Genomic DNA, 22040 nt, shown 5'->3' with positions numbered 1-22040 from the left:
AAATGAAAAAAGCATTATTGGTGATAAGTTTTGGAACCAGTTATCCGGAAACGCTAAAAAACAACATTGAGTCCTGTGAGCAGCAATTGGCGTCCGTTTTTCCGGATCGGGCATTATTCCGGGCATTTACCTCTGGCATGATCATTCGCAAATGGCGTCAGCGCGATGATATTACTATTGATTCTCCCCATGATGCGCTGACCAGACTGTACCACGCGGGTTATAACGATGTTGCGGTTCAATGCCTGCATATCATCAGGGGGGATGAATATGAAAAGGTGCTGCATGAAGTTGAGGCATTTCGCCCGCGTTTTAAACGGTTGGTGCTGGGTGCCCCGTTACTCAGCCATTTTAATGACTACCTGCAATTGATGCAGGCACTGCGCCCCCAGCTTCCCCGGCTGGCAGAAGGTGAATGTGTCGTTTTTATGGGACACGGTACAACCCACCCTGCTTTTTCCGCCTACGCCTGTCTGGATCACCTGATGAACCACCACCATTTTCCGGCACGGGTAGGGGCGGTTGAAAGCTATCCCGGACTCCCTCTGATCATCAAGGGATTAAAACAACAACAGATCCGCAAAGTGTATCTGATGCCATTGATGCTGGTGGCAGGCGATCATGCCATCAATGATATGGCTTCAAATGAAGAAGATTCCTGGAAATCACAGTTGGAGAATGCGGGGATCGTCGCGATCCCTGAGTTACGGGGATTGGGGGAAAACCCCATGATTCGGCAGATGTTTGTCGATCATCTTGCTGACGCGCTGAATGAGGAGGGGAAAACCGCATGAACGGAAAAGCGAAAGCCGGAAAACTGTATGTCATGGGCGTTGGGCCGGGTGCCGGTGACCTGATTACGGTACGGGCGGCGCGTATTCTTGCCGGGCTGGATGTGGTCTATGCCCCAACGGGAAAAAGAGGCGCCCAAAGCCTCGCTCACACCATCATTGCAGAATATCTTTCACCAACAACCGAAGTGTGTACTTACCATTTTTTAATGCAAGGCAGCAGGGCAGCAAAAGAAGCGGTATGGGATGAAGTGGCACAAACCTTGCGCGAGGAGGTCATCAACGGCCGGAAAGTCGGTTTTATCACGTTGGGCGATCCGATGCTGTTCAGCACTTGGGTCTTTCTGTTGCAACGTATGCTTTTGAAGCAAACGCTTTTACAACAAACGCCATCAAGACAGATGACGCCTCCATCGTGGTTGGAAATTGTACCGGGGATCACCTCATTCTCTGCCATTTCCGCCGTCAGTGCGATGCCATTGGCGATGGAAAATCAAACATTGGCGGTGATTTCCTGTACCGCCTCTGAAACTGTCTTAGAGCAGGCATTGCTGCATTATGACTGTATTGTCCTGATGAAAGTCTATTCACGTTTTTCCCTGATCCGCGATTTACTGTATCGCCACAACCTATTGAGACATGCCGTGATGATGGCAGATGCCACGTTGCCGACAGAGCAATGTTGGCGCGATCTTGCCACGTTGCCCCTGCACGAAAAAAACGCGGGGCAGGAACTCTCGTATTTTTCAACGATTTTGATTAATAAAAACTGGCAATTATCGAGGTGAGTTATGCAACAGCAACTAACGAAATTCTCGTTATCCGGTGCGGCCATCGCACTGTTTTTGGCATTGTCTTTGACATTTGCACCACAAGAAGCCTTCGCTATGCATGTGATGGAGGGGTTTCTGCCTCCGTTGTGGGCAGTGGCATGGTGGCTGGCTTTTTTGCCTTGTCTGGCGGCGGGATTAGTCAGGTTACGCCAAATTGTGCAGGATGACAGTCATCAGAAAGTCCTGCTGGCATTGTGCGGGGCATTTATTTTTGTTCTCTCTGCATTGAAAATTCCCTCTGTCACCGGAAGCTGTTCTCATCCGACCGGCGTTGCCTTGGCCGTGATTTTATTTGGCCCCTCCGTGGTCGCGGTACTGGGTGCCATTGTCCTGCTGTTTCAGGCCCTGCTGCTGGCACACGGCGGTGTCACTACGCTGGGGGCCAATGGCATGTCGATGGCGGTGATTGGCCCATGGGTGGGTTATCTGGTATGGCGTTTCTCCTGCAAGATGGGAGTGCGCAAAGATGTCGGTGTCTTTTTCTGTGCCTTTGTCGCCGATATCGTTACTTATGCCGTGACTTCCATTCAATTGGGCGTGGCTTTCCCTGATCCACAACTGGGCATGGGTGCCGCGATTCTCAAATTCATGGGGATTTTCTGTATGACCCAGCTACCTATCGCGGTGGCCGAAGGATTACTGACGGTGCTGATTTACGACCAGCTCGTTAAAAGACAATTAATTCAGGCTCGCAGTGCTTAAGGAGTGTTGAAGATGAAAAAGACATTGCTATTACTGTCTCTTGTGGCCGCTTTGTGCATCATGCCATTCTTTATTGATCACGGTGGCGAATTCGGTGGGGCGGATGGTCAGGCCGCCGCCCAAATCATGGAAATTGCCCCGAATTACACGCCGTGGTTTGAATCTTTATATCAACCCGCCAGTGGTGAAATAGAAAGTTTGTTGTTCACTTTACAGGGAAGTCTGGGCACAGCCGTGATCTTCTACATTCTGGGTTACTATTGTCGTAACCGGAAAGTGTCGTAATGGGAAAGATGTCGTAATCGGAAAGCGCCGTAATCGGAAAAATTATGATCGGAATCGATAAACTCAGCTATCAGAGCCGTTGGCGTGACAAAGATCCCAGGGCGAAATTCGCCCTGTATCTCTTGTTCATGGCTGCGGCCATGGGGTTTTCCCCAATATGGCAAGCCATGCTGGTCGTGGGACTTGCCATGTTGACCCGTTATCTGCTGCGGATTAGCTTATTGCGTTATCTGAAATGGCTGCTGATCCCGGTGGGATTTTTGGGCGTTGGCCTGATTGCCATCGTGTTGTCCGCAAGCCCGCAGGAGGAGAGCCTCCTGTGGGGATTCCGGGTCGGGCAATATTGGCTTGGCATCGATCCACAAGGGGTAAAGATGGCGAACCAAACTCTCTGGCGCAGTCTGGCGGCACTGTCGGCAACTTTCTGGTTCATGATGAACATGCCTTTTGAACAGATGATCAAATTACTCAAATTTTGTCGGGTGCCCCATTTATTGATCGAACAAATCCTGCTGACATGGCGTTTTATTTTTATCTTTTTGCAAGAAGCGATGGCTATCTATCATGCACAGTCATTGCGGTTTGGTTATTCCTCCTTGAGAGCCAGTTACCGATCGCTGGCGATGCTGATCAGTATGCTGTTTTCGCGGGTCATGAGTCGTTATCAGCAAATGAGTATCGCGTTAGAACTCAAGTTATATCAGGGTGATTTTCATCTGTGAGATGATAAAAGCAGGGATAGGAACAACAGAGGAGGCGGGCGGTATGCTAGCAACACGGGCACTGTCTTTCAGTTATCAGGATCAACCCATCTTGAAAGATTTGACCCTTGATTTCAGCCGTTATCAGGTTACCGGAATTATCGGGGCAAATGGTTGTGGCAAATCGACTTTACTGATGACGCTTTCTGGCATTTTGCGTCCACAGCAAGGGGCGGTCTGGTGGGATCATGCCCGGCTGGATTACAGCAAAAAAGGCTTGATGGCTTTGCGCCAGCGGGTTGTCACGGTATTTCAAGATCCCGACCAGCAAATTTTCTATACCGATATCGAAAGCGATCTTGCTTTCAGTTTACGTAACCTGGGTGTCGATGAAGCCGAAATTCAGCGCAGGATTGAATACGCATTGACGCTGGTGGATGCTCATCCTTTCCGCAATAAACCCATTCAATATTTGAGTTTTGGTCAGAAAAAACGGGTGGCAATTGCGGGAGCATTGGTCATGGATTTTGATTATTTGCTGCTGGATGAACCCACCGCCGGGCTTGATCCCGCAGGTCGCAGACAAATGTTGGACATCATTGGCATGATTGCCGCCAAAGGAAAGCGGATCGTTATTTCCAGTCATGACATCGATTTGATCTACCAGATCTGCGGGGGGGTGTATGTACTGGCAGATGGGCAAATGATCAGTTCCGGTAAACCCGAGGTTGTACTGCGGCAAAAAACACAACTCGAACAGGCTGGCCTGACACAGCCGTGGCTGGTAAAAGTCCACTGCGAAGCCGGGTTACCCCTGTGTAAGACTGAGCAGGAACTTTTTACTGTTTTACGCAGGAATTTTTACGGGATAGGGGAAAATAACAATGACATTATCGTTGATGATTCAGGGAACGGCGTCTGATGTAGGAAAAAGCGTTCTGGTGGCGGGTTTTTGCCGGATATTTTCGCAGGATGGCTATCGTTGCACGCCTTTCAAGTCACAGAATATGGCGCTGAATTCTGGCATTACCGCCGATGGCAAAGAGATGGGGCGAGCGCAAATATTTCAGGCAGAAGCGGCGGGTATGGTGCCGGATGTTCGCATGAATCCCGTCTTGTTGAAACCCACCAGCGATCGTAAAGCGCAGGTGGTTTTTATGGGTAAAGTGATGTGCAGCATGAATGCGGTGGAATATCACCAATATAAACCCCAGTTGCTTCAGCAAATCTTGATGGCCTATAACAGCCTTGCCGCAGAAACGGACATCATGGTGTTGGAGGGGGCGGGCAGCCCGGCAGAAATCAATCTGCGTGACCGCGATATCGTCAATATGGGCATGGCGGAATTAGTGGATACGCCGGTGATCCTGGTGGCGGATATCGATCGGGGCGGGGTATTTGCCTCTATTTACGGGACATTGGCGTTGCTTGCCCCCGCAGAAAAGGCACGGGTCAAGGGCGTGATCATCAATAAATTCCGGGGTGATCTGGCATTATTGCAACCCGGCATTGACCAGATCGAAGCGTTGACACAAGTGCCGATTTTGGGGGTTTTGCCGTGGCTGGATCTTGATCTGGAAGATGAAGACAGCGTTGCCTTGCAGGTGGGCAAATATGAACAGGCGGAGAAAAAAGCAGGAAATTGTCTTGATATCGCAGTGATTCAATATCCCCATATCGCCAACTTCACCGATTTCAATGCACTGGCGGCGCAACCGGATGTCCATCTGCGTTATGTTTCTGAGCCTTCTGAACTTCAGGGCGCGGATCTGATTATCCTTCCCGGCAGTAAAAATACCTTGGGCGATTTAGCCTGGTTAAAAATTCAGGGACTGGATCAGGCGATTACCCATCTCCGTCAGAAACACGTCCCGATTATCGGGATCTGTGGTGGCTACCAAATGTTAGGAAAACAGATTGTGGATGAAGTGGAATCCGGCCTGACGCAAATGGTAGGGTTAGGGTTATTGGATAGCGAGACACACTTTGCCGGCGAAAAACAGACCGCACAGGTTAAGGGAATTGTGATGCCTGCATTGTCGGGAATGCTGGGTTTATGTTGCGATCAGCCGATTGCGGGTTATGAAATTCATATGGGTGTCACTCAACTTGGTCCGCAGGCAACGCCTTTCGCCAAAATGTATCTGCACAATGGCGAGGAAAAAACCGGGTTTGATGGCGCGGTTAGCCAAGATGGTTTGGTGATGGGAAGTTATCTGCATGGTCTGTTTGACCAAAATGCGTTCACTCGGCCGCTATTGAATCAGCTTCGGATAAGTAAGGGCTACGCTCCATTGGAGAATACGACTTTCAATTACGCCCGGCATAAGGAAAAACAGTTCAACACATTGGCGGCCAGTCTGCGTGACCATCTGGATATCGGGAAAATCTACCAGTTGATGCGTGAACATGAATGGCTGAGAAAAAGACGTGTAGTATGCAGTGGAGTCACGCCATGATTTTGGTGACAGGCGGTGCGCGCAGTGGCAAGAGCTGCCATGCTGAACGCCTGATTGCACAACAGTGCGGGCAAGTTTTGTATATCGCCACGGCTCAGGTTACCGACGAAGAGATGGCGGCGCGCATTGAGCGGCATAAACAGGCGCGTCCGGCACACTGGCGGACTTGGGAAGGTCATCAGGACTTAGGTGCCGTTATCCGCCAATACCGCCAACCGCAAGAGGGCGTTATGCTGGAATGTATCACCACATGGGTGGCTAATTTATTATTTGACTTATCGGGTGGGATGCCACCTGATGAACTGGATTTCACCTCATTGGAGCGGCTTATCCATCACCAGCTCGATGATTTGATTGACGCCGGCCTGATGTGTCCTATGCCGGTCTATTTGGTGACCAACGAATTGGGAATGGGCATCACACCTGAAAACCGACTGGCCCGCCATTTTGTCGATATCGCCGGACGTGCCAACCAAAAGCTGGCACGGGCGGCTCAAGAAGTCTGGCTGTTGGTTTCGGGTATTGGGGTAAAGATTAAATGAAACTGAACCTTTTTTGGGCCACGTTACAGTTTATGACGCGATTTCCCATCCCCAAAAAATGGGGAGAGGGGGTCGATTTCCAACAATATTGGCGTGGTGTGCCCTATTTTCCCGTGATTGGATTGACTGTCGGTGGTTTGGCCGGCTTGATCCCGCTCTCTATCATCCAGTCGGGTGGGGGAATATATATCGGTGCGATAGGTTATGTACTGGCATTGGTTCTGTTGACGGGAGGATTACATTTAGATGGCGTGGCGGATACCTGTGACGGCATTTTTTCTGCCCGCCAACGAGAAAAAATGCTGGAGATTATGCGTGACAGCCGGCTTGGGACTTATGGCGGCCTCGGGTTAATTTTTTGTATCTTGCTTAAAACCTTGGCGGTCGCTGAAATCTCTTACTATCCCTCTTCTTACTTGCTGGCTGTATTGACGTGTGCACCGATTGTCGGGCGTACCGCTGTGGTGCTTTTGATGTATGCGCAACGTTATGCCCGTGAAGGTGAGGGAATGGGAAGTTGTTACATTGGCCGGCTTTCATCTTACTCTGCGGTGCTGACCCTGTTGGGAGGGGGGGTCATGGTGATGATTTTGGGGGATTGGCAAGGCTTATCTGCCATGATGATAACATTGCTCGCGGTTTATGGACTGGCTCTGTATTTCAATTATCGACTTGGCGGACAAACCGGCGATACGCTGGGAGCTTCCATTGAAGCAGGCGAAGTGATTTTTTTGTTGGCGTTAATTTGGCAATGAATTGTTAATTTGGTAATGAATTGTTAATTGGATAATAAACCAATGACCCTCCAATCCTTGATGAGTGCAATTCGCCCCCTGAATCGGGCGAATATGGAAAGAGCGGCGCAGCACATTGACAGTTTGCTCAAACCACAGGGAAGTCTGGGACGGCTGGAAACGCTGGCGATACAACTATCGGGTATGTCAGGTATTCGTGATCTGCGGGATCTAAAAAAAGAGATCATTGTGATGTGTGCTGATCACGGTGTCTATGATGAAGGCGTGGCTGTTTCACCTAAAAATGTCACGGCGATACAGGCAAGTAATATGTTGAAAGGCATAACCGGTGTTTGTGTGCTGGCGAAAAACAGCGGAACACAGGTTTTGCCCGTGGATATTGGCATTGATTGTGAGCCGATTGAACATTTGTTGTCCCTGAAAGTTGCGCGAGGCAGCGGCAATATTGCCCTGGGAGCCGCAATGGATTATCAGCAGGCTGAAATGCTATTGCTGGCAAGTGCACAACTGGTACAGCAGCGTATTGCCGCGGGAATGACAGTATTTGGCGTGGGGGAGCTGGGGATTGCCAATACGACTTCGGCGGCCGCAGTTGTCAGTGTTCTGACCGAAAGCGATCCCTGTGATGTGGTGGGGTTTGGGGCAAATTTTCCTCTTGAGCGATTGATGCACAAACAAGCCATTGTCCGGCAGGCGATTGCCGTCAATCAGCCGGATGGCAAAAACGCCCTTGATGTATTGGCAAAAGTAGGGGGCTTCGATCTTGTGGGTATGACGGGCGTCATTCTGGGGGCAGCGGCTTCTGGTGTGCCTGTTGTGCTTGATGGTTTCTTATCTTATGCATCCGCATTGGCGGCGTGTCAAATTTCACCCATTGCACGGGATTATTGCATCCCTTCCCATATGTCGGCAGAAAAAGGTTCGGCGCTGGCATTACAGCATTTGAATTTACAACCTTACCTGCATTTAGATTTACGCCTTGGTGAAGGTAGCGGGGCGGCGATTGCCATGTCCTTAATTGATGCTGCTTGTGCGATGTATTGCCACATGGGGCATTTGGCAAGTAGCGGGATCAGTTTACCGATGTTAAAAAGGCCGCGCATAGCGCGACCTTTAAAGATAAATTAACCCAGAAAACTATACCATCATATTATTTTCTAGAATAAGACCTGTCTCCAACGCAATATAACCCATGGGAGAAGTTTCTCTGTAAATGGCGGGTCGCCTATATTAGCTTTCATCATGACATTAAGATTATCATCAACTGAAGCAAGTATATCATCTTCAGGTAATACGCGGATATATCTACTATTCGTCATTGATTGATGAAGTGCGACAGGATTATCTATATCTTTATTAAGTTTACCATAATCTCTTCAGATTTAACTTCTACGATAATATCGATGTTTCTCATTATAGTACCCTCATTAGTTAATGTAATTAGCATAACACTGGGCCAGCACTTCATTTTATAAGCTGCTTACGGACTATATAACAACAAGAAAATATAAAAACCAAACCACAAAAAAGAGTATTGTGATAAAATAAAATTATAATAATGAATTTATTTTAAATTGTATTTAAAGCGTATTTGTTACCAATCATATTCATTTTAATTGTTTTTATGTGTGTGTTTATTACGCTGATATAATTGATGTGATAATACAGTGTGAGTATTTATTTTGTTAATCTAATTCATGTTGAAAGAGGAGCCTATGGCTTACATTTCGATTTATTAGAGAATAAGCTCTAGATTAGAGGTTCAATATTATTAGCGAAAACGTACTTTAGTTTGATTATTCATTGGTTGACTTTGTTACCCTGTTGTTCGTTAATCATCAGGTTGTCCTGGAGTAGCAACAACCTTCTGGCAGTGGGGAATTCATGTTGCATCAAGATTTAAAATGATGTGAGCGTAAGTGCAAAAAACCGAACAAGGTCACTAAAGCTATCCCTACTCCAGCAATCAAGGAAACCATGAATCCACCACGAGAACCGTATATATCAACAAATTGTCCGGCCGCCGCCGCTCCCAACGCGGCTCCTGTATTGAGACCCGAAAGTAACCAAGTTAGTCCTTCGGTTAATTTTCTTTCTGGCACCATTCTCTCAACTAATGCCATCGCTATGATCATTGTTGGTGCAAAGAATAAACCCGCTATAAAGACAGCGAGTGCTAAACCGGAAATGCTGTTAGCCATTAAAAAAGGAAGAGCAGTCAAAGCAGTAGCCAATCCTCCTATAAGGAAAAGTCGGTACAATGGTGTTTTCAGCTTAATAGCCCCAAATATCAATCCAGCAAGGCAAGAACCTATAGCGTAAACAGACAATACTATACTGGCGGCTGCCGGACGTCCCAATTGTTCAGCAAAAGCAACACTCACTATATCTACAGTACCCACAATCATTCCCATGCAGGCAAGTAATAATGCCAGAATCCATACGCCAGAAATGCTAATAACTGAACCTGTTGTTTCCAAAGTAACTTTCTGAGTCTCTACAGGAGGTTCTGTACTCCGAAACATAACAAATAAACACACCCCTAGCGCTAACAGCAGCGTTGCCGCCAGTGGTCCAGCTTGGGGAAAAACGGCTACGCTTAAACCAACGGATATAGGTGGACCAGCAATAAACGATATTTCATCAAATACTGTTTCGAGGGAGTACGCCGTCTGTAGCTGAGATTGTCCACGATAGATAGCCGTCCATCGGGCACGAACCATCGCTGACATACTAGGCATAAAACCAGCCAGAACAGCACATAAAAAAAATGTCCAAATTGGCGTATTCCAATATGTACAAGCTAAAAGAGCTAATACGCCTAAAACACTGATCGAGGTTGCAATAGGTAACACCCGATATTGTCCATAAAGATCGACTAAACGAGAAACCTGTGGGGCTACCAAAGCATAGGTCAATACAAAGGTTGCTGATACTGCCCCAGCTAATCCGTAGCGACCATTGAGCTGTGATAACATGACGATGATACCGATTCCAGTCATTGGAAGTGGCATGCGAGCCATAAAACCTGCCAAGGAAAATCCTATTGCACCAGAGGGTTTGAATAATTCACTATAAGGATTGCTCATATTGCTTCCCATTGTGATAATTGGTTGAGTAAAATTTTGTCGATCAATACACATACGGTATGTATGTTAGATAACGTATCAACATACGCTATGTATGTCAAAGAGTCACAAGAATATATTAATGGAGGATAAATGACCCGGCGTACCCGTATAGAAATGATAGAAGAGACTCGTACTAAGCTATTGACAACCGCTCGTTATGCCTTTGGCTCCCTAGGTTACTCTAATACTTCAATGGATGATTTCACGGCTAAGGTCGGACTGACTCGTGGTGCCCTATATCATCATTTCGGTGATAAAAAAGGTTTATTAATGGCTGTTGTTGAGCAAATTGATTCAGAAATGGATCAGCAGCTCCAGTCTATATCAGATAATGCAACTGACTCATGGACTGGATTTCGCGACAGATGCCGAGCTTATTTGGCAATGTCACTCAATTTGGAATTTCAACAAATAGTGTTAAAGGATTCGAGAATTTTTCTAGGTGACCGATTTAGAGAATCTCAAACTCACTGTATTTCATCAATGAGAATACTTTTGCAAAGCATGGTTCTTGAAAAGAAAATAAAAGATGTTGATACAGAAGTTTTAGCTTGTTTAATAAATGGAAGCTTAATTGAAGCGGCTCTATGGATTGCTGATGACGCTGACCCGGAAGTTAAACTTTCAAAAGCGCTTTCTGCTTTTGACTTATTGCTTGAAGGTTTAAAATGTGATTGATTTTTTTTTATTAAAAATAACGCAATTCCCCTTGAATAGACATGCTTGAAAAACCGATTTTGCTAAATCAAGGCCGAGCATTTTGCTATTCATGATGGACGCTCCGATTAAACGAATATTGCTATTTCATTTTGGTGCCATTAACGCCATGCCGCCATGCGGGGCGTCCATCAGATCAAGTCTGGACTAGTACATATTAATCAGAATTAAGCGTTACCCATCCTTACCTTTGTGTCCATCATGTCCACCGTTTTTGCCACCTTTGCCACCTTCTCCTCCTTTACCACCTTTGCCAGCGTCCCCGCCATTACCTCCGGAGCCGCCATTACCGCCATTGGCATCACCATTGCCACCATTGCCGCCATCGCCACCCGCACCACCATTACCACCCGCACCACCATTACCACCCGCACCACCACCGCCAGATGCACCGTTACCGCCATCACCGCCGTTACCGCTATCACCGCCGGAGGCTCCTTTACCACCGTTACCACCCGATTGTCCGGGCGATTTTCCATCCCCGCCCCTACCTCCATTTTCACAATGACTATTAGGTATCCCGTCTTTGCCATTTTGACCGGGCTTCCCATCTAATTGTTTACAATCAATCACTTTCTTCGAGATATGGTTGTTTTCAGATTGAGTATGTGATGCCACACAAGGAAGACTTAATATAGATGTAGCCATGATTATTATGCGTAGTTTCATTGTATTTCTCTCCAGAATATAAAATGCATTTACAAAGAGTAAAATAACCCAACTTATGCAACTGAATAATAAGTTGATTTATGATAATGGTTAGCTGATCACATCAGAACAATTAACCAAAGTTGCATATCGGTCGCTCAAGGCAGCCATTGCAGCTTTATGTACGGAATCCGCTTTAACCCGTGAACCATCAATGTATTTCAGATCACGGCTAGCGCAAGCATCAGCACAGACAAAGTTTTCGTATCCTAACTCTAATGCTTTGATGGTTGTAGCCGTGACGCACATATGGCTCATAAAACCCGCCAATACGAGCTGCTTACGGCCAGTCAGTGACAGCAGATCATTTAACTCTGTATTATAAAATGAGCTAGGTAAAGATTTGGAAACAACTTCCTCCTCGCTATTGGCTTCGACATCCTTAATCAAATCCGCTTTATCGGTGGTAGGATCAAATATAACAGAACCGGGCTTGGCATGATGTACAACATGAAAGACAGGAACATTATTTTTTCTGGCATACGCTAATAGGTTAGCTGCGTTGGTGATGGCTATTTGGCCCTGTTTACCTAATTGCAAAGCGCCATCAGAATATTCTTTTTGAAAAGAGGCTTTTGGAACAAAAGCGTAATAAGGGATTGTCAACTAAAGAAATATTGCGTTGTTTAAAGCGCTATATTATACGGGAGTTTTATCCATTAATTTTGGCTGACTTAAAATCTATTCCGTGGCACTGCTTGACATAGGAGCATCACTCAATCAGGCAGGTCACCTGCAAGAGAATAATCTGAATTTACAGGTGAGTAGATATCGTAAAATTTCTTCGTACTTAATGACTTGAATCCAAACAACTTCGTGTCGCACCACAAATTTATGTACAGATTCCTCCTTTATGGTTTTTTATAAATATAAAAGATTTGTATCCCAATCTTGCAGACACCATAAACAATGTAAAAGGAATTACACAGAAAATGACAAATAAAAAATCAATAACCCAATTCTTTAATCTCCTTGCATTCACATAATACGCACAATCCAATAAATTACATGAAAATATATCATTTTATTTAATTAAAAATCATGCTGGAAATTTAAGAAAAAAATATACATGTGCATCTGCACTTTCTCACTTTTTATAATAGGGCTACGGTAAAGTTATCCAGATAATAAAATTATTTGAAATAGTTCAGGAAAGATAAATTTTCAGGGCGTTGGTTTGACTTATTTTTTAGTGGTGATGTGAAATCCTCGATCTTACTCACAGATTTACATATTTTTTCTTGATGGAAATGATGAAAGTTACATGTATCTATATAAATTTACTTAATTTTTACATTTTTTCTACAAATTTGACGAAAGCGTAACCATTAAATAGATTAAACCATAAGTTATATTTTATCTTCAATCCACCGGGAGGTAACAATGTCGATACCAACGCTCAGGCATTTTATTAATAGTCAGTATATTGAATCTAAAGGCTCCGAATATTTTGATTTGGTAAGTCCGGTCACGGGTCAATCTTATGCGCGTTCTCCTAATGCGACAGCAGCGGATGTTGATGATGCTTATGCGTCGGCTAAAGCGGCGTTTAAAATATGGGGACGCAGCACACCTTCGGAACGCCAGCAGGCGTTGCTAGCGCTGGCTGATACGGTAGAAAAAAATGCTGAACGCCTGATTGAGTCGCAAAGTCGCAATACCGGGCAGCTTAAGCACTTGATTGCCTCCGAGGAAGTTGCGACGTCGGTGGATCATATCCGCTTTTTCGCTGGTGCGGCTCGTTTTTTGGAAGGCAGGGCTACTGCTGAATATCTTTCTGGTATGACGACCAGTATCCGGCGTGAACCGCTGGGTGTGGTTGGGCAGGTTACCCCATGGAACTATCCGTTGATGATGGCGGTGTGGAAGATAGCCCCTGCTCTGGCTGCAGGTAATACCGTGGTGCTTAAACCGAGCGATACCACGCCGGAAAGTACTTTGTTGCTGGCTGAATTGTCCGCTCCGCTCTTCCCTACCGGCACTTTCAACGTGGTGTTGGGTAATGCCAGCGCAGGTGAACGGGTCGTTTCACACAAAACGCCGGCTATGGTTTCCATCACCGGTTCTGTACGTGCGGGTTTGCAGGTTGCCTCTTCGGCGGCGGCTAATCTCACCAGAGCACATCTGGAGTTGGGAGGCAAAGCGCCGGTGGTTGTTTTTGCCGATGCGGATATAGATAAAGCAGTGGAAACCATTGCCACCGCAGGGTTCTTCAACGCGGGTCAGGATTGCACGGCCGCTTCACGTGTGCTGGTACATGAATCTGTTTACGATATCTTCATGACTAAACTGGTGGCAGCCGTGAAAGCCATCCGTTTTGGTGATCCGGAAGATAAAGAGGCGCTGTATGGGCCGTTGAATAATATTCGTCAGTTGGAGCAGGTCAAAGGGTTTATTGCGCGTTTGCCCGCTCATGCCCGTATCGAAACAGGAGGCCATCAGGCCGATCGTCCGGGATATTACTTTGAACCGACGGTGATTACCGGTCTGGGACAACACGATGAAATGATTCAGACCGAGATTTTTGGCCCTGTTATTACGGTGCAGAAGTTCCTGACAGAACAAGAGGCTATCGAGAAAGCGAACGATGTGAAGTATGGGCTGGCTTCCAGTGTCTGGACCCGCGACCATGGCCGTGCGTTGCGCCTGTCCCGTGAGCTTGATTTTGGAACGGTCTGGATTAACACCCATATTCCTCTTACGGCAGAGGCACCGCATGGCGGCTTTAAAGACTCTGGATACGGTAAAGATCTGTCGGCTTATGGTTTCGATGAATATACCCGTATTAAACATGTGATGAGTTCCAACGACTGATACAGGACCCCCATAATGAATCAAAATAGATCTTCGCGCGACTGGGTGTTGCACGCGCACCACGGGCTGTTTACTCATCGTGATGTGGGGACGCTTGAGCGTTATTTTGCGCCGAATTTTATCGAGCATTCGCCGTTGGTCAAAGAGGGCCTTGCCGGACTGCGTGAGCTGGTCCTGACTCATCCTGAACTGCACCATGAAACTTATCGCGTACTACAGGACGGTGACTTGGTTGCTATCCACGGCCGTTTTACCGGGTTAGACGATCAGCCATTGGTGGGGTTCGATCTGTACCGGGTTGCCGATGGCTTAATTGTGGAACATTGGGACGGCTTAGTGCCGGAGTCTGCGCCCAACGCCAGTGGCCGAACTCAGTTAGATGGCCCGACTGAAACGGACCCAGGCCATGACAGGGAGAAGAACCGCGAACGGGTGGTTAACTTTTTCACGCGCGCCCTGATCGAAGAACACTATGATGAGTTTGGAAATTACACCAATGGTGAGAAGTTTCGCCAGCACAGCCCCGATATTCCTGATGGTACGGCGGCGGTCATTGCGTTTCTCAAGCAATTGAAGGAGGAAGGGCAAGGTCTGCATTATGCCAAAATCCACCGAACAGTTGCCGACGGGCAGTTTGTTCTGACCCATTCGGAGGGAAGCATTGCCGGAGCACGTCACAGCTACTTTGAGCTATGGCGTGTCGAGAACGGCAAAGTGGTTGAACTTTGGGATGCTATCTCCCCAGTGCCGGAGGATACGCAAGCGTTGCATCCTCACGGTATTTTTTAGTGTTGTTGATGCAGACATGCTGAAATTTTGTGTTATTTCAATCAGGAACACACAAGGTTTTTATCTGCTGAAGCCGACTTATTCCGATTTCTCAGGAGTTTTTACTTATGACTGGATCTATGTTAGCTAAAAGGCGCAGCGCGGCTATTGCCAAAGGCGTTGGCGTGACCACGCAAGTCTATGCTGAACGCGCGAAAAATGCGGAAATCTGGGATGTTGAGGGGCAACGCTATATTGACTTTGCTGCGGGTATCGCTGTGGTGAATACCGGTCACTGCCACCCGCGCGTCATTGCCGCAGCCAGAGATCAATTGGAACAGTTTACCCATACTTGTCATCAGGTCGTGCCTTATGAAAATTATGTCGCGCTGGCCGAACGACTGAACCGCTTGGTGCCGGGTAATTTTGTGAAGAAAACCGTTTTTGTGACCACAGGGGCTGAGGCAGTAGAAAATGCCGTCAAGATTGCGCGAGCAGCAACCGGGCGCAGTGGCGTGGTCGCTTTCAGCGGCGCTTTTCATGGGCGTACTTTCCTCGGTATGTCATTAACCGGCAAAGTGGCGCCATACAAAATGGGATTCGGCCCGCTGGTTGGCGACGTTTATCGAGTCCCGTTTCCGGTAGAGCTGCACGGTATCAGCGTGAAACAGACGCTGGACGCACTGGGGAATCTCTTCAAAACCGATATTGATCCCACGCGCATCGCGGCCATCATCATAGAACCTGTACAGGGAGAGGGTGGGTTCTACCCCGCGCCTCCTGAACTGCTCAAATCCCTACGCGAAATTGCCGATCGCTTCGGCATTGTCCTCATTGCTGATGAGATCCAGACAGGTTTCGCCCGGACGGGCAAACTGTTTGCCATGGAACATCATGAGGTTGCCGCTGATCTGACCACGATGGCAAAAGGTCTGGCAGGGGGATTGCCGCTGGCGGCGGTAACAGGACGGGCAGAGCTAATGGACGCTGTGGTGCCGGGTGGTTTGGGGGGAACTTATGGCGGTAATCCGGTGGCGATTGCGGCGGGTCATGCGGTGCTGGATGTGATCGAAGAAGAGAAGCTGGCAGCGCGTGCGACGCAGTTGGGCGAGCGGTTAAAACACTGCTTGCATGAATTGCGGCCGCGTGTTCCACAGATCGCCGACGTGCGCGGGCTTGGGCTGATGATTGCCGTGGAGTTTAACCGTGAGGAGAGTCAGGAACCCGACGCCGGCTTTACCAACGCGGTGCGTCAGAAAGCACTGGAACGTGGCCTGATTCTGTTGACGTGCGGTGTACATGGCAATGTGATCCGTTTCCTGCCACCACTGACTATACAAGATGATGTTTTTGACGAGGCGCTTAACATTCTGGGATCTGTGCTGCTCGATCTGAATGGTAAAGAGAGGACGTGATGATTTAGTTAAGTTGTCACTGGTTCACAGGAGAGGACAATAATGTACTGGTATTTAAATGTGTTGAAGAATTATACCTGTTTCAGGGGACGAGCCCGGCGTAAGGAGTTCTGGTATTTCGTTCTGTTTCAGATCCTGGCAGTTCTTATCATTTCTTTCTTGGAAAGGTTGTTTGCGGTGGCCAATCCCGAAGTTTATATGGGGTGGTTCAGCGCCATCTATCTTCTGCTCACATTTTTACCCGCGCTGGCGGTAACTGCCCGCCGCCTGCACGATATTAACTATAGTGGCTGGTGGTTACTGTTACATCTTATCCCGTTTGTCGGCAATGTTATCCTACTGGCTCTCGCGGCTCTGAAAGGGCAGGTTGGCAATAATAAATACAGTTCAGAGAACCGGATTCACTCACAGGAAAATATCTCAGGTCAGGCTAATGGGTGATTTCAGGTCATTAAAGGGGTTCTGAAATGACAATGAATAGAAGAGACTTTATCTCTACTGTCGCGACGCTCACAGGAGTGGGAGTGCTTTCCTCCATCCTTCCCACAACATCGCTGCTCGCCCAGACTTTAACTGAGGGTAATGTGCTGTCCGTCAATATTGACCGCTTCCGGCCGACGCTGTTGCAGGATGCACAATACAGAACCAGCCGGTTGGGGTTGGACCCGCGTATCTGGAACTGGCATAGAGACGTTACTGCCAAGGCTATGCCAGCCAACTATTATGAGGCCGCCCTGGCGGATTGGCCGGCTTTTGGCGGTTTTTCCAGAGACCAGAGCTGTGAAGTTGTCGTCATTGGCGGCGGGTTGCTGGGGGCTTCCACGGCGCTGCATCTTGCCGAAGCCGGTGTGGATGTGATTTTGGTCGAAAAGGATAATATCGGTTCAGGAGCTTCTGGCCGTAATGGGGGGCAGATGACCCCCGGTATTGCCCGCTGGGGAGCTGAAACCATACTGGAGAGATTCTCACCCGATGAGGCCAAACGTTTATGGCGTTTTACATCCGTTGAAGCGATGGATCTTGTGGATGAGCTTCGGGAGCATTACGGTTTTGAATGCGACCGCAAATACGGTCATATTACTGCGGCGATCCACCCGGGTCACATGGGGCCATTGGTGGCTGATGCCGATGCCCGATGCCAGTTGGGAGATACGGCGGTGAAAGTGATTGGGCCACACGAATTGCAGGAAGAATATGTGCGTTCGAGTCTCTATCATGGTGCCAATATCGACAGCATGGGTGGACAGGTTCAGCCTCTGGCGTTACTGCGAGGCTTGGTTTATGGTTTTGCCAGACTGGGTGGACGAGTCTATGACAGTACGAAAGTGAAGAGCATCAGGCAGGATGTCAACCACACGGTGATAGAAACTGAGCGGGGAGTTATCAGGGCAAGTAAAGCTGTGGTACTGGGAGTGCATGGCTCTACCGATGAGTTTATCTCCGGCCCCTCTACTACCGTGCCTTTTTTCACTTATGTAGCGGTCACTCCACCGTTGCCCATGGATATCAAAGCGTTGATCCCGTCAGATCTGCCCGTTTACGATACCCAGCTACAAATAGACTATTATCGCGCGGTGCGTGATAACCGCCTGCTGTTCGGCGGGCAGGGCACAGGGAACTCTTGGTCACCGCGTGATGTGAACAATTATTTACTGGGTCGTATCAAAACCGTGTTCCCATCTCTGGAAAATCCCGAACTGGAATACTCTTGGGGTGGGATCAGCGATCTGACACTGAATGGCGCCACCGATGCCCGCAAAAGTGGAGACAGTGTCCCGGTGTATATGGTGCATGGCTGGAGCGGTCATGGAGTGGCGCAGACTGTACGTATTGGCAAAGCCATCAGCGACGATCTCACCGGACGCAACCACGACTTTGCTATGTTGACCCGCATCGACCACTTGAATATTCCGCTGGGTTCCTATCTATCTCCGATGGCTATCCCATTGATTAAAGGTACTCTGGGAGTAAAAAGCCTATTTAATCCGGCAGATATGGTTTCGTTCTGAGTGGTTGGTTTCCATTAGCCGATCAACCACGGTTGGGTCACCCGCCGTGTGTTGGTTCCGCAGCAAGATTTACGGCAAGGTCATCAACGGATTGAATATACGAACAACGGTTTTTGTCCGGAGAAAAAACGTCATATCGGTTACCGCCCCTTTTACAACCCGCTTCGTAAGGCTGCTTTGACTGATTCTGTCAAGACATCGGTCAGGTTTGCCATCGCACCTTTGTTGAAAAATATCTGACACTATCCCCGAAAAAAACGTTCAGGGATGTTAGGCCTGATTTGTCGGTGCGATGGTTTTGAATTACGCATTGTCCGGCGTTGGTTGTAGAAGAGCGTTGCTACGGCCTGTGGCTGGGCGACTGAGTTTGCGTCGAGTAACCAAAACCGGGGATCGCGAGTTCTATGGCTTCTTCAAGGATGATATAAGCGATGCACTGCCTGCAATGCAGAAAGTGACCAAAAGAAGCATCAATGCTGTTCCAACTAACAATGTGACAAAATCAGGTACTCCTGTTGCAATAAGTGGGCCGATACTGGCACCAATGAACAGAATAAACCCATTTAAAGCCATGCCAGCGCCACGATTAGAGACGGCTATAGCGCCAAATTGAGTGATCATTGCCGGTACGGCAAGAGCGATCCCCGTGACAAAAATCAAGCTACTGGCAGCAATACCAATCAGGAATTGTGATAACACGGCTTCCAGTATCAGACCTAATGCCGCAGTGACGTAACCCATAATCGCGACAATCGGCATACTCAATCGGGCAGAAAGTGGCCCAACCAGCAGAGCCGCAAACATACCGGGTAGCCCGATTAAGCGCAGCAAAATGACTTGGTCTGGACCAACGTGTGCGAACAAAGGGATTGCTAAATAGAGCTGTGCCAGAACAAACAGGGCGATAACAGCGAGCAAAACAACAACATTACGGTTTGCGGTGTGAGTCTGATCAAATGATGCTGACTGGTTTCCTGTACCATTACGTTTTCCTATGTGATGAGCTTGGTTATGCATGAGTTGCTGTCTCCGATACTGGCCTTGTTGAACCGAAAATGATGGGAGGAATTTGACGTGTTATATACCGCTTCCAGAATTGTTCGGCGATATCTTCCGGTACGATCTGTCCTGCCTTACCAAAACGACAAGCCACTGCGGGATAACCACAAATTAGTATGGTGTACTTCATAATTTAATTTCCAACCATAACGTTGGATTTGATTATAGTATGCTTTTAATGACGACAACAACTGATAGATGAGAAAGTGTGCACGATGGCTTGGGATACCGAAGGAACAAAGCGTAAGATTTTGGAAGCAGCAGTAGTCGAGTTTGCCCGACTCGGGCCTGATGGTACGACGATCGAAAAGATTGCTAAGTCAGCCGGAGTCAATAAAGAACGTATTTATAATTACTTTGGTGATAAACGAGCACTGTTCTCGGCCGTGTTGCGTAGAGAACTCGCTAAAGTCGCGCAGGCAGTCCCCATCATGTCTTTCGCAGTTGAAGACATAGGGGAATATGCTGGTAGAGCTTATGACTACCACTGCGAGCACCCTGAACTTAGCCGTCTTATGCGTTGGGAAGGACTGATTTTCGACGGTGAAGTGCCGGATGAAAAGCAGCGACGTGAATATTATGGCGACAAAATTCAGGCTGTCGTTGATGGTCAACGTCAAGGTACGGTTACACGAACCCTAGAACCCGACCATCTGATATTTCTCGTGTTGGCATTGGCTGGCTGGTGGTCGGCTGTCCCTCAGGTGGCGCGTATGCTAACGGGTTCTGATAGTCAGCAAGAACGGGCCAGACGCAGAGCCTCTGTCGTTGAAGCTGCTCGTCGTTTGGCATCACCACCATAACGAGTGAAAACAATATGCTAGTGTAGATGATAGACACTAGCGAGCCTGTATTGCATTTACACAAAATGCAATACAGGCTCAATTGTTGTGCTTGAATAAATCCGGACACTTCGGTACGTAATCATTAGTGCATCGAGAACAGTCTGCACTAGGTGTTATACCCGTCATACTTCAAGTTGCCTCTTTGTTGGCTACACTCACCCCAGTCAAACCGTGGCTGTTCCCGTCATCCGCATTTTTCCCTGAATGCCCATACAAATTCTGCTCATTCCCCCACATTCCGCCAAAATCAGACAAAAATGGGATTTAATTGATTAATTAATTTTATTGATATTTATGTACAATAAACCGTCTCCACTGATTGAGTATATATTTTACATACATTTTATCTATAAATTGCCGATTAATTATCAATCCATACATTAGAAAAAAACATAATGCAAAACAAAAAAGAATCGCTGTACCTGCAAGAACTGGCCTACCTGCGGGAGCTGGCGCGGCGGGTGGCGAAAGCATCCCCGCATCTGGCGGATTTTCTGGACACGCCCCATGACCCGGATATTGAACGGATCTTTCAGGGCTTTGCCCTGCTGACCTCCAACCTGCGGGATAAAGTGGAGGATGAATTCCCCGAAATGACCCACGGTATCTTGTCCCGCATCTGGCCGCTGGCCCTGTCTCCCCTTCCGCCCACCACGGTGGTGCAGTTTTACCCCACCAGGGGGGAGCATCAGGGCGCCGTCGATATTCCGGCCAGTACGTCGGTTTCAGCCCACCTCGATGGCCAGTGGCTCACCTTTAAAACCTGCCGTCCCCTGCATATCGAACCGTTAGTCGTGCGGGATCGCACGGTGAAAAAAACCGGCACCCACAGTGAAATCATCCTGACCCTGTGCCAGACCGGGGAAGCCGGCCCCGTCTGGAAAAGCGGGCCATTGACGTTTTTCCTCGGTACCGACGCGGAAAAAGCGGCGCAGTTGAGCCTGTGGCTGGATGTGCACATCTGTGAGGTCAACCTGAGAACCCGGGGCGAACAGCGAAGACTCCGCTGTTTTCCCGACGGCTGGCAAAACCTGTTCACTACGCCGGTGCTGCCGGTGGAAAAAAACGCCTATGCCGGCCTGCAACCGCTGGTGGAATATTATGCGCTGCCCCACCTTTATAACTTTATGACCGTGAATATCCGCGACGGTTGCCTTGACGTGCCGTTAAATGCGGACGGCAGCTTTGAGCTGATTTTTCGTTTTAAGGGTGAACTGCCGATGGATGAGGTCAGTGACGCCTTTATGCTGGGCTGTGTACCGGCCATTCAGTTGGACGCCCTGACCAGTCCGCCCGTCCCGCTGGACGCCGACCATCACTGTTATCCCCTGCCGCTGGGGGGATCGGTGCGGCTGTTCCGGCTGCGTGATATCCAGACCGTGCAACAGCCCGGTGAGGCGCAGCAACGTAAGCATCCGGTCATCTCACCTTGCTTTACCAACCAACACTAAAAATGGGGGATTTTTAACTGAAAGGATTATCTGACCAGGGAAGGAGTTCATTCAA

At 48.1% G+C, this 22040-nt stretch carries 23 protein-coding genes; 18 read left to right on the top strand and 5 right to left on the bottom strand.

Annotation, left to right across the window (positions count from 1 at the left end):
- Positions 1-2: 2 nt before the first annotated feature.
- From cbiK to cobT, 10 genes are read left to right on the top strand one after another with little or no spacing between them, the layout of a single operon-like run.
- Positions 3-794, top strand: a complete 792-nt coding sequence (gene cbiK / locus Xbed_RS07570; RefSeq protein WP_086112318.1) for a sirohydrochlorin cobaltochelatase — start codon at positions 3-5, stop codon at positions 792-794.
- Positions 791-1579: a cobalt-factor II C(20)-methyltransferase gene (locus Xbed_RS07565; protein WP_086112317.1), complete on the top strand. Its 789-nt coding sequence runs from the start codon at positions 791-793 to the stop codon at positions 1577-1579. Before cbiK ends, Xbed_RS07565 begins: the two co-directional genes overlap by 4 nt.
- A gap of 3 nt (positions 1580-1582) precedes the next feature.
- Positions 1583-2326 (top strand): energy-coupling factor ABC transporter permease, encoded by a 744-nt coding sequence (locus tag Xbed_RS07560; RefSeq protein ID WP_086112316.1) that lies wholly within the window; start codon positions 1583-1585, stop codon positions 2324-2326.
- A gap of 12 nt (positions 2327-2338) precedes the next feature.
- The gene (locus Xbed_RS07555) at positions 2339-2611 is read left to right on the top strand and encodes an energy-coupling factor ABC transporter substrate-binding protein (protein WP_086112315.1); all 273 of its coding nucleotides are present in this window, start codon (positions 2339-2341) and stop codon (positions 2609-2611) included.
- A gap of 44 nt (positions 2612-2655) precedes the next feature.
- Positions 2656-3333 (top strand): energy-coupling factor ABC transporter transmembrane protein, encoded by a 678-nt coding sequence (locus Xbed_RS07550; RefSeq protein WP_086112314.1) that lies wholly within the window; start codon positions 2656-2658, stop codon positions 3331-3333.
- 43 nt (positions 3334-3376) lie between these two features.
- Positions 3377-4234 (top strand): ATP-binding cassette domain-containing protein, encoded by an 858-nt coding sequence (locus Xbed_RS07545; protein WP_086112313.1) that lies wholly within the window; start codon positions 3377-3379, stop codon positions 4232-4234.
- Entirely contained in the window at positions 4197-5771 is a 1575-nt protein-coding gene (locus Xbed_RS07540) for a cobyric acid synthase (protein WP_086112312.1), read from the top strand. Before Xbed_RS07545 ends, Xbed_RS07540 begins: the two co-directional genes overlap by 38 nt.
- Positions 5768-6313, top strand: coding sequence for a bifunctional adenosylcobinamide kinase/adenosylcobinamide-phosphate guanylyltransferase (gene cobU / locus Xbed_RS07535; RefSeq protein ID WP_086112311.1), 546 nt, complete (start codon positions 5768-5770; stop codon positions 6311-6313). Before Xbed_RS07540 ends, cobU begins: the two co-directional genes overlap by 4 nt.
- Complete coding sequence (cobS, locus tag Xbed_RS07530) at positions 6310-7068, top strand: adenosylcobinamide-GDP ribazoletransferase (protein ID WP_086112310.1); 759 nt, start codon at positions 6310-6312, stop codon at positions 7066-7068. The genes cobU and cobS overlap by 4 nt, the downstream gene beginning before the upstream one ends.
- A gap of 42 nt (positions 7069-7110) precedes the next feature.
- Complete coding sequence (gene cobT / locus Xbed_RS07525; RefSeq protein WP_086112309.1) at positions 7111-8196, top strand: nicotinate-nucleotide--dimethylbenzimidazole phosphoribosyltransferase; 1086 nt, start codon at positions 7111-7113, stop codon at positions 8194-8196.
- A gap of 764 nt (positions 8197-8960) precedes the next feature.
- Here the strand turns inward: cobT and Xbed_RS07520 are convergent.
- Positions 8961-10157 carry an MFS transporter gene (locus Xbed_RS07520; protein WP_086112308.1) on the bottom strand — a complete coding sequence of 399 codons (1197 nt, stop codon included), beginning with the start codon at positions 10155-10157 and terminating at the stop codon, positions 8961-8963.
- A 132-nt stretch (positions 10158-10289) separates the two neighbouring features.
- Between Xbed_RS07520 and Xbed_RS07515 the strand changes: the two genes are divergently transcribed.
- Positions 10290-10877: a TetR/AcrR family transcriptional regulator gene (locus Xbed_RS07515; protein ID WP_086112307.1), complete on the top strand. Its 588-nt coding sequence runs from the start codon at positions 10290-10292 to the stop codon at positions 10875-10877.
- 213 nt (positions 10878-11090) lie between these two features.
- Here Xbed_RS07515 and Xbed_RS07510 read toward each other — a convergent pair whose 3' ends face one another.
- Both Xbed_RS07510 and Xbed_RS07505 read right to left on the bottom strand, forming a co-directional pair.
- The gene (locus tag Xbed_RS07510; protein ID WP_244182430.1) at positions 11091-11564 is read right to left on the bottom strand and encodes a hypothetical protein; all 474 of its coding nucleotides are present in this window, start codon (positions 11562-11564) and stop codon (positions 11091-11093) included.
- A gap of 111 nt (positions 11565-11675) precedes the next feature.
- Entirely contained in the window at positions 11676-12230 is a 555-nt protein-coding gene (locus Xbed_RS07505) for an isochorismatase family protein (RefSeq protein WP_086112306.1), read from the bottom strand.
- A gap of 777 nt (positions 12231-13007) precedes the next feature.
- Here Xbed_RS07505 and Xbed_RS07500 point away from each other — a divergent pair.
- From Xbed_RS07500 to Xbed_RS07480, 5 genes are all read left to right on the top strand, one after another.
- Entirely contained in the window at positions 13008-14438 is a 1431-nt protein-coding gene (locus tag Xbed_RS07500; RefSeq protein ID WP_086112305.1) for a gamma-aminobutyraldehyde dehydrogenase, read from the top strand.
- A gap of 15 nt (positions 14439-14453) precedes the next feature.
- On the top strand, positions 14454-15227 hold the full coding sequence (locus Xbed_RS07495; protein ID WP_086112304.1) for a nuclear transport factor 2 family protein: 774 nt from the start codon (positions 14454-14456) through the stop codon (positions 15225-15227).
- Positions 15228-15334: 107 nt separating this feature from the next.
- Entirely contained in the window at positions 15335-16621 is a 1287-nt protein-coding gene (locus Xbed_RS07490) for a 4-aminobutyrate--2-oxoglutarate transaminase (protein ID WP_086112303.1), read from the top strand.
- Positions 16622-16663: 42 nt separating this feature from the next.
- Positions 16664-17062, top strand: coding sequence for a DUF805 domain-containing protein (locus tag Xbed_RS07485; RefSeq protein ID WP_086112302.1), 399 nt, complete (start codon positions 16664-16666; stop codon positions 17060-17062).
- A gap of 26 nt (positions 17063-17088) precedes the next feature.
- Positions 17089-18630 carry an NAD(P)/FAD-dependent oxidoreductase gene (locus Xbed_RS07480; RefSeq protein WP_086112301.1) on the top strand — a complete coding sequence of 514 codons (1542 nt, stop codon included), beginning with the start codon at positions 17089-17091 and terminating at the stop codon, positions 18628-18630.
- 402 nt (positions 18631-19032) lie between these two features.
- Here Xbed_RS07480 and Xbed_RS07470 read toward each other — a convergent pair whose 3' ends face one another.
- Together Xbed_RS07470 and Xbed_RS07465 are read right to left on the bottom strand one after the other, a co-directional pair.
- Positions 19033-19647: an MFS transporter gene (locus Xbed_RS07470; RefSeq protein WP_086112299.1), complete on the bottom strand. Its 615-nt coding sequence runs from the start codon at positions 19645-19647 to the stop codon at positions 19033-19035.
- Positions 19640-19819 carry a hypothetical protein gene (locus Xbed_RS07465; protein ID WP_086112298.1) on the bottom strand — a complete coding sequence of 60 codons (180 nt, stop codon included), beginning with the start codon at positions 19817-19819 and terminating at the stop codon, positions 19640-19642. Before Xbed_RS07465 ends, Xbed_RS07470 begins: the two co-directional genes overlap by 8 nt.
- Before the next feature lie 85 nt (positions 19820-19904).
- Here Xbed_RS07465 and Xbed_RS07460 point away from each other — a divergent pair, with 85 nt between their 5' ends.
- On the top strand, positions 19905-20492 hold the full coding sequence (locus Xbed_RS07460) for a TetR/AcrR family transcriptional regulator (protein WP_086112297.1): 588 nt from the start codon (positions 19905-19907) through the stop codon (positions 20490-20492).
- Positions 20493-20929: 437 nt separating this feature from the next.
- Positions 20930-21985: a type VI secretion system baseplate subunit TssF gene (locus Xbed_RS07455; protein ID WP_086112296.1), complete on the top strand. Its 1056-nt coding sequence runs from the start codon at positions 20930-20932 to the stop codon at positions 21983-21985.
- Positions 21986-22040: the final 55 nt, after the last annotated feature.

It is taken from the genome of Xenorhabdus beddingii, from assembly GCF_002127545.1.
GTDB classification, from domain to species: Bacteria; Pseudomonadota; Gammaproteobacteria; order Enterobacterales; family Enterobacteriaceae; genus Xenorhabdus; species Xenorhabdus beddingii.
The sequence above is the reverse complement of the archived record's forward strand: the minus strand, read 5'-3'. Positions and strand labels throughout refer to the sequence as shown.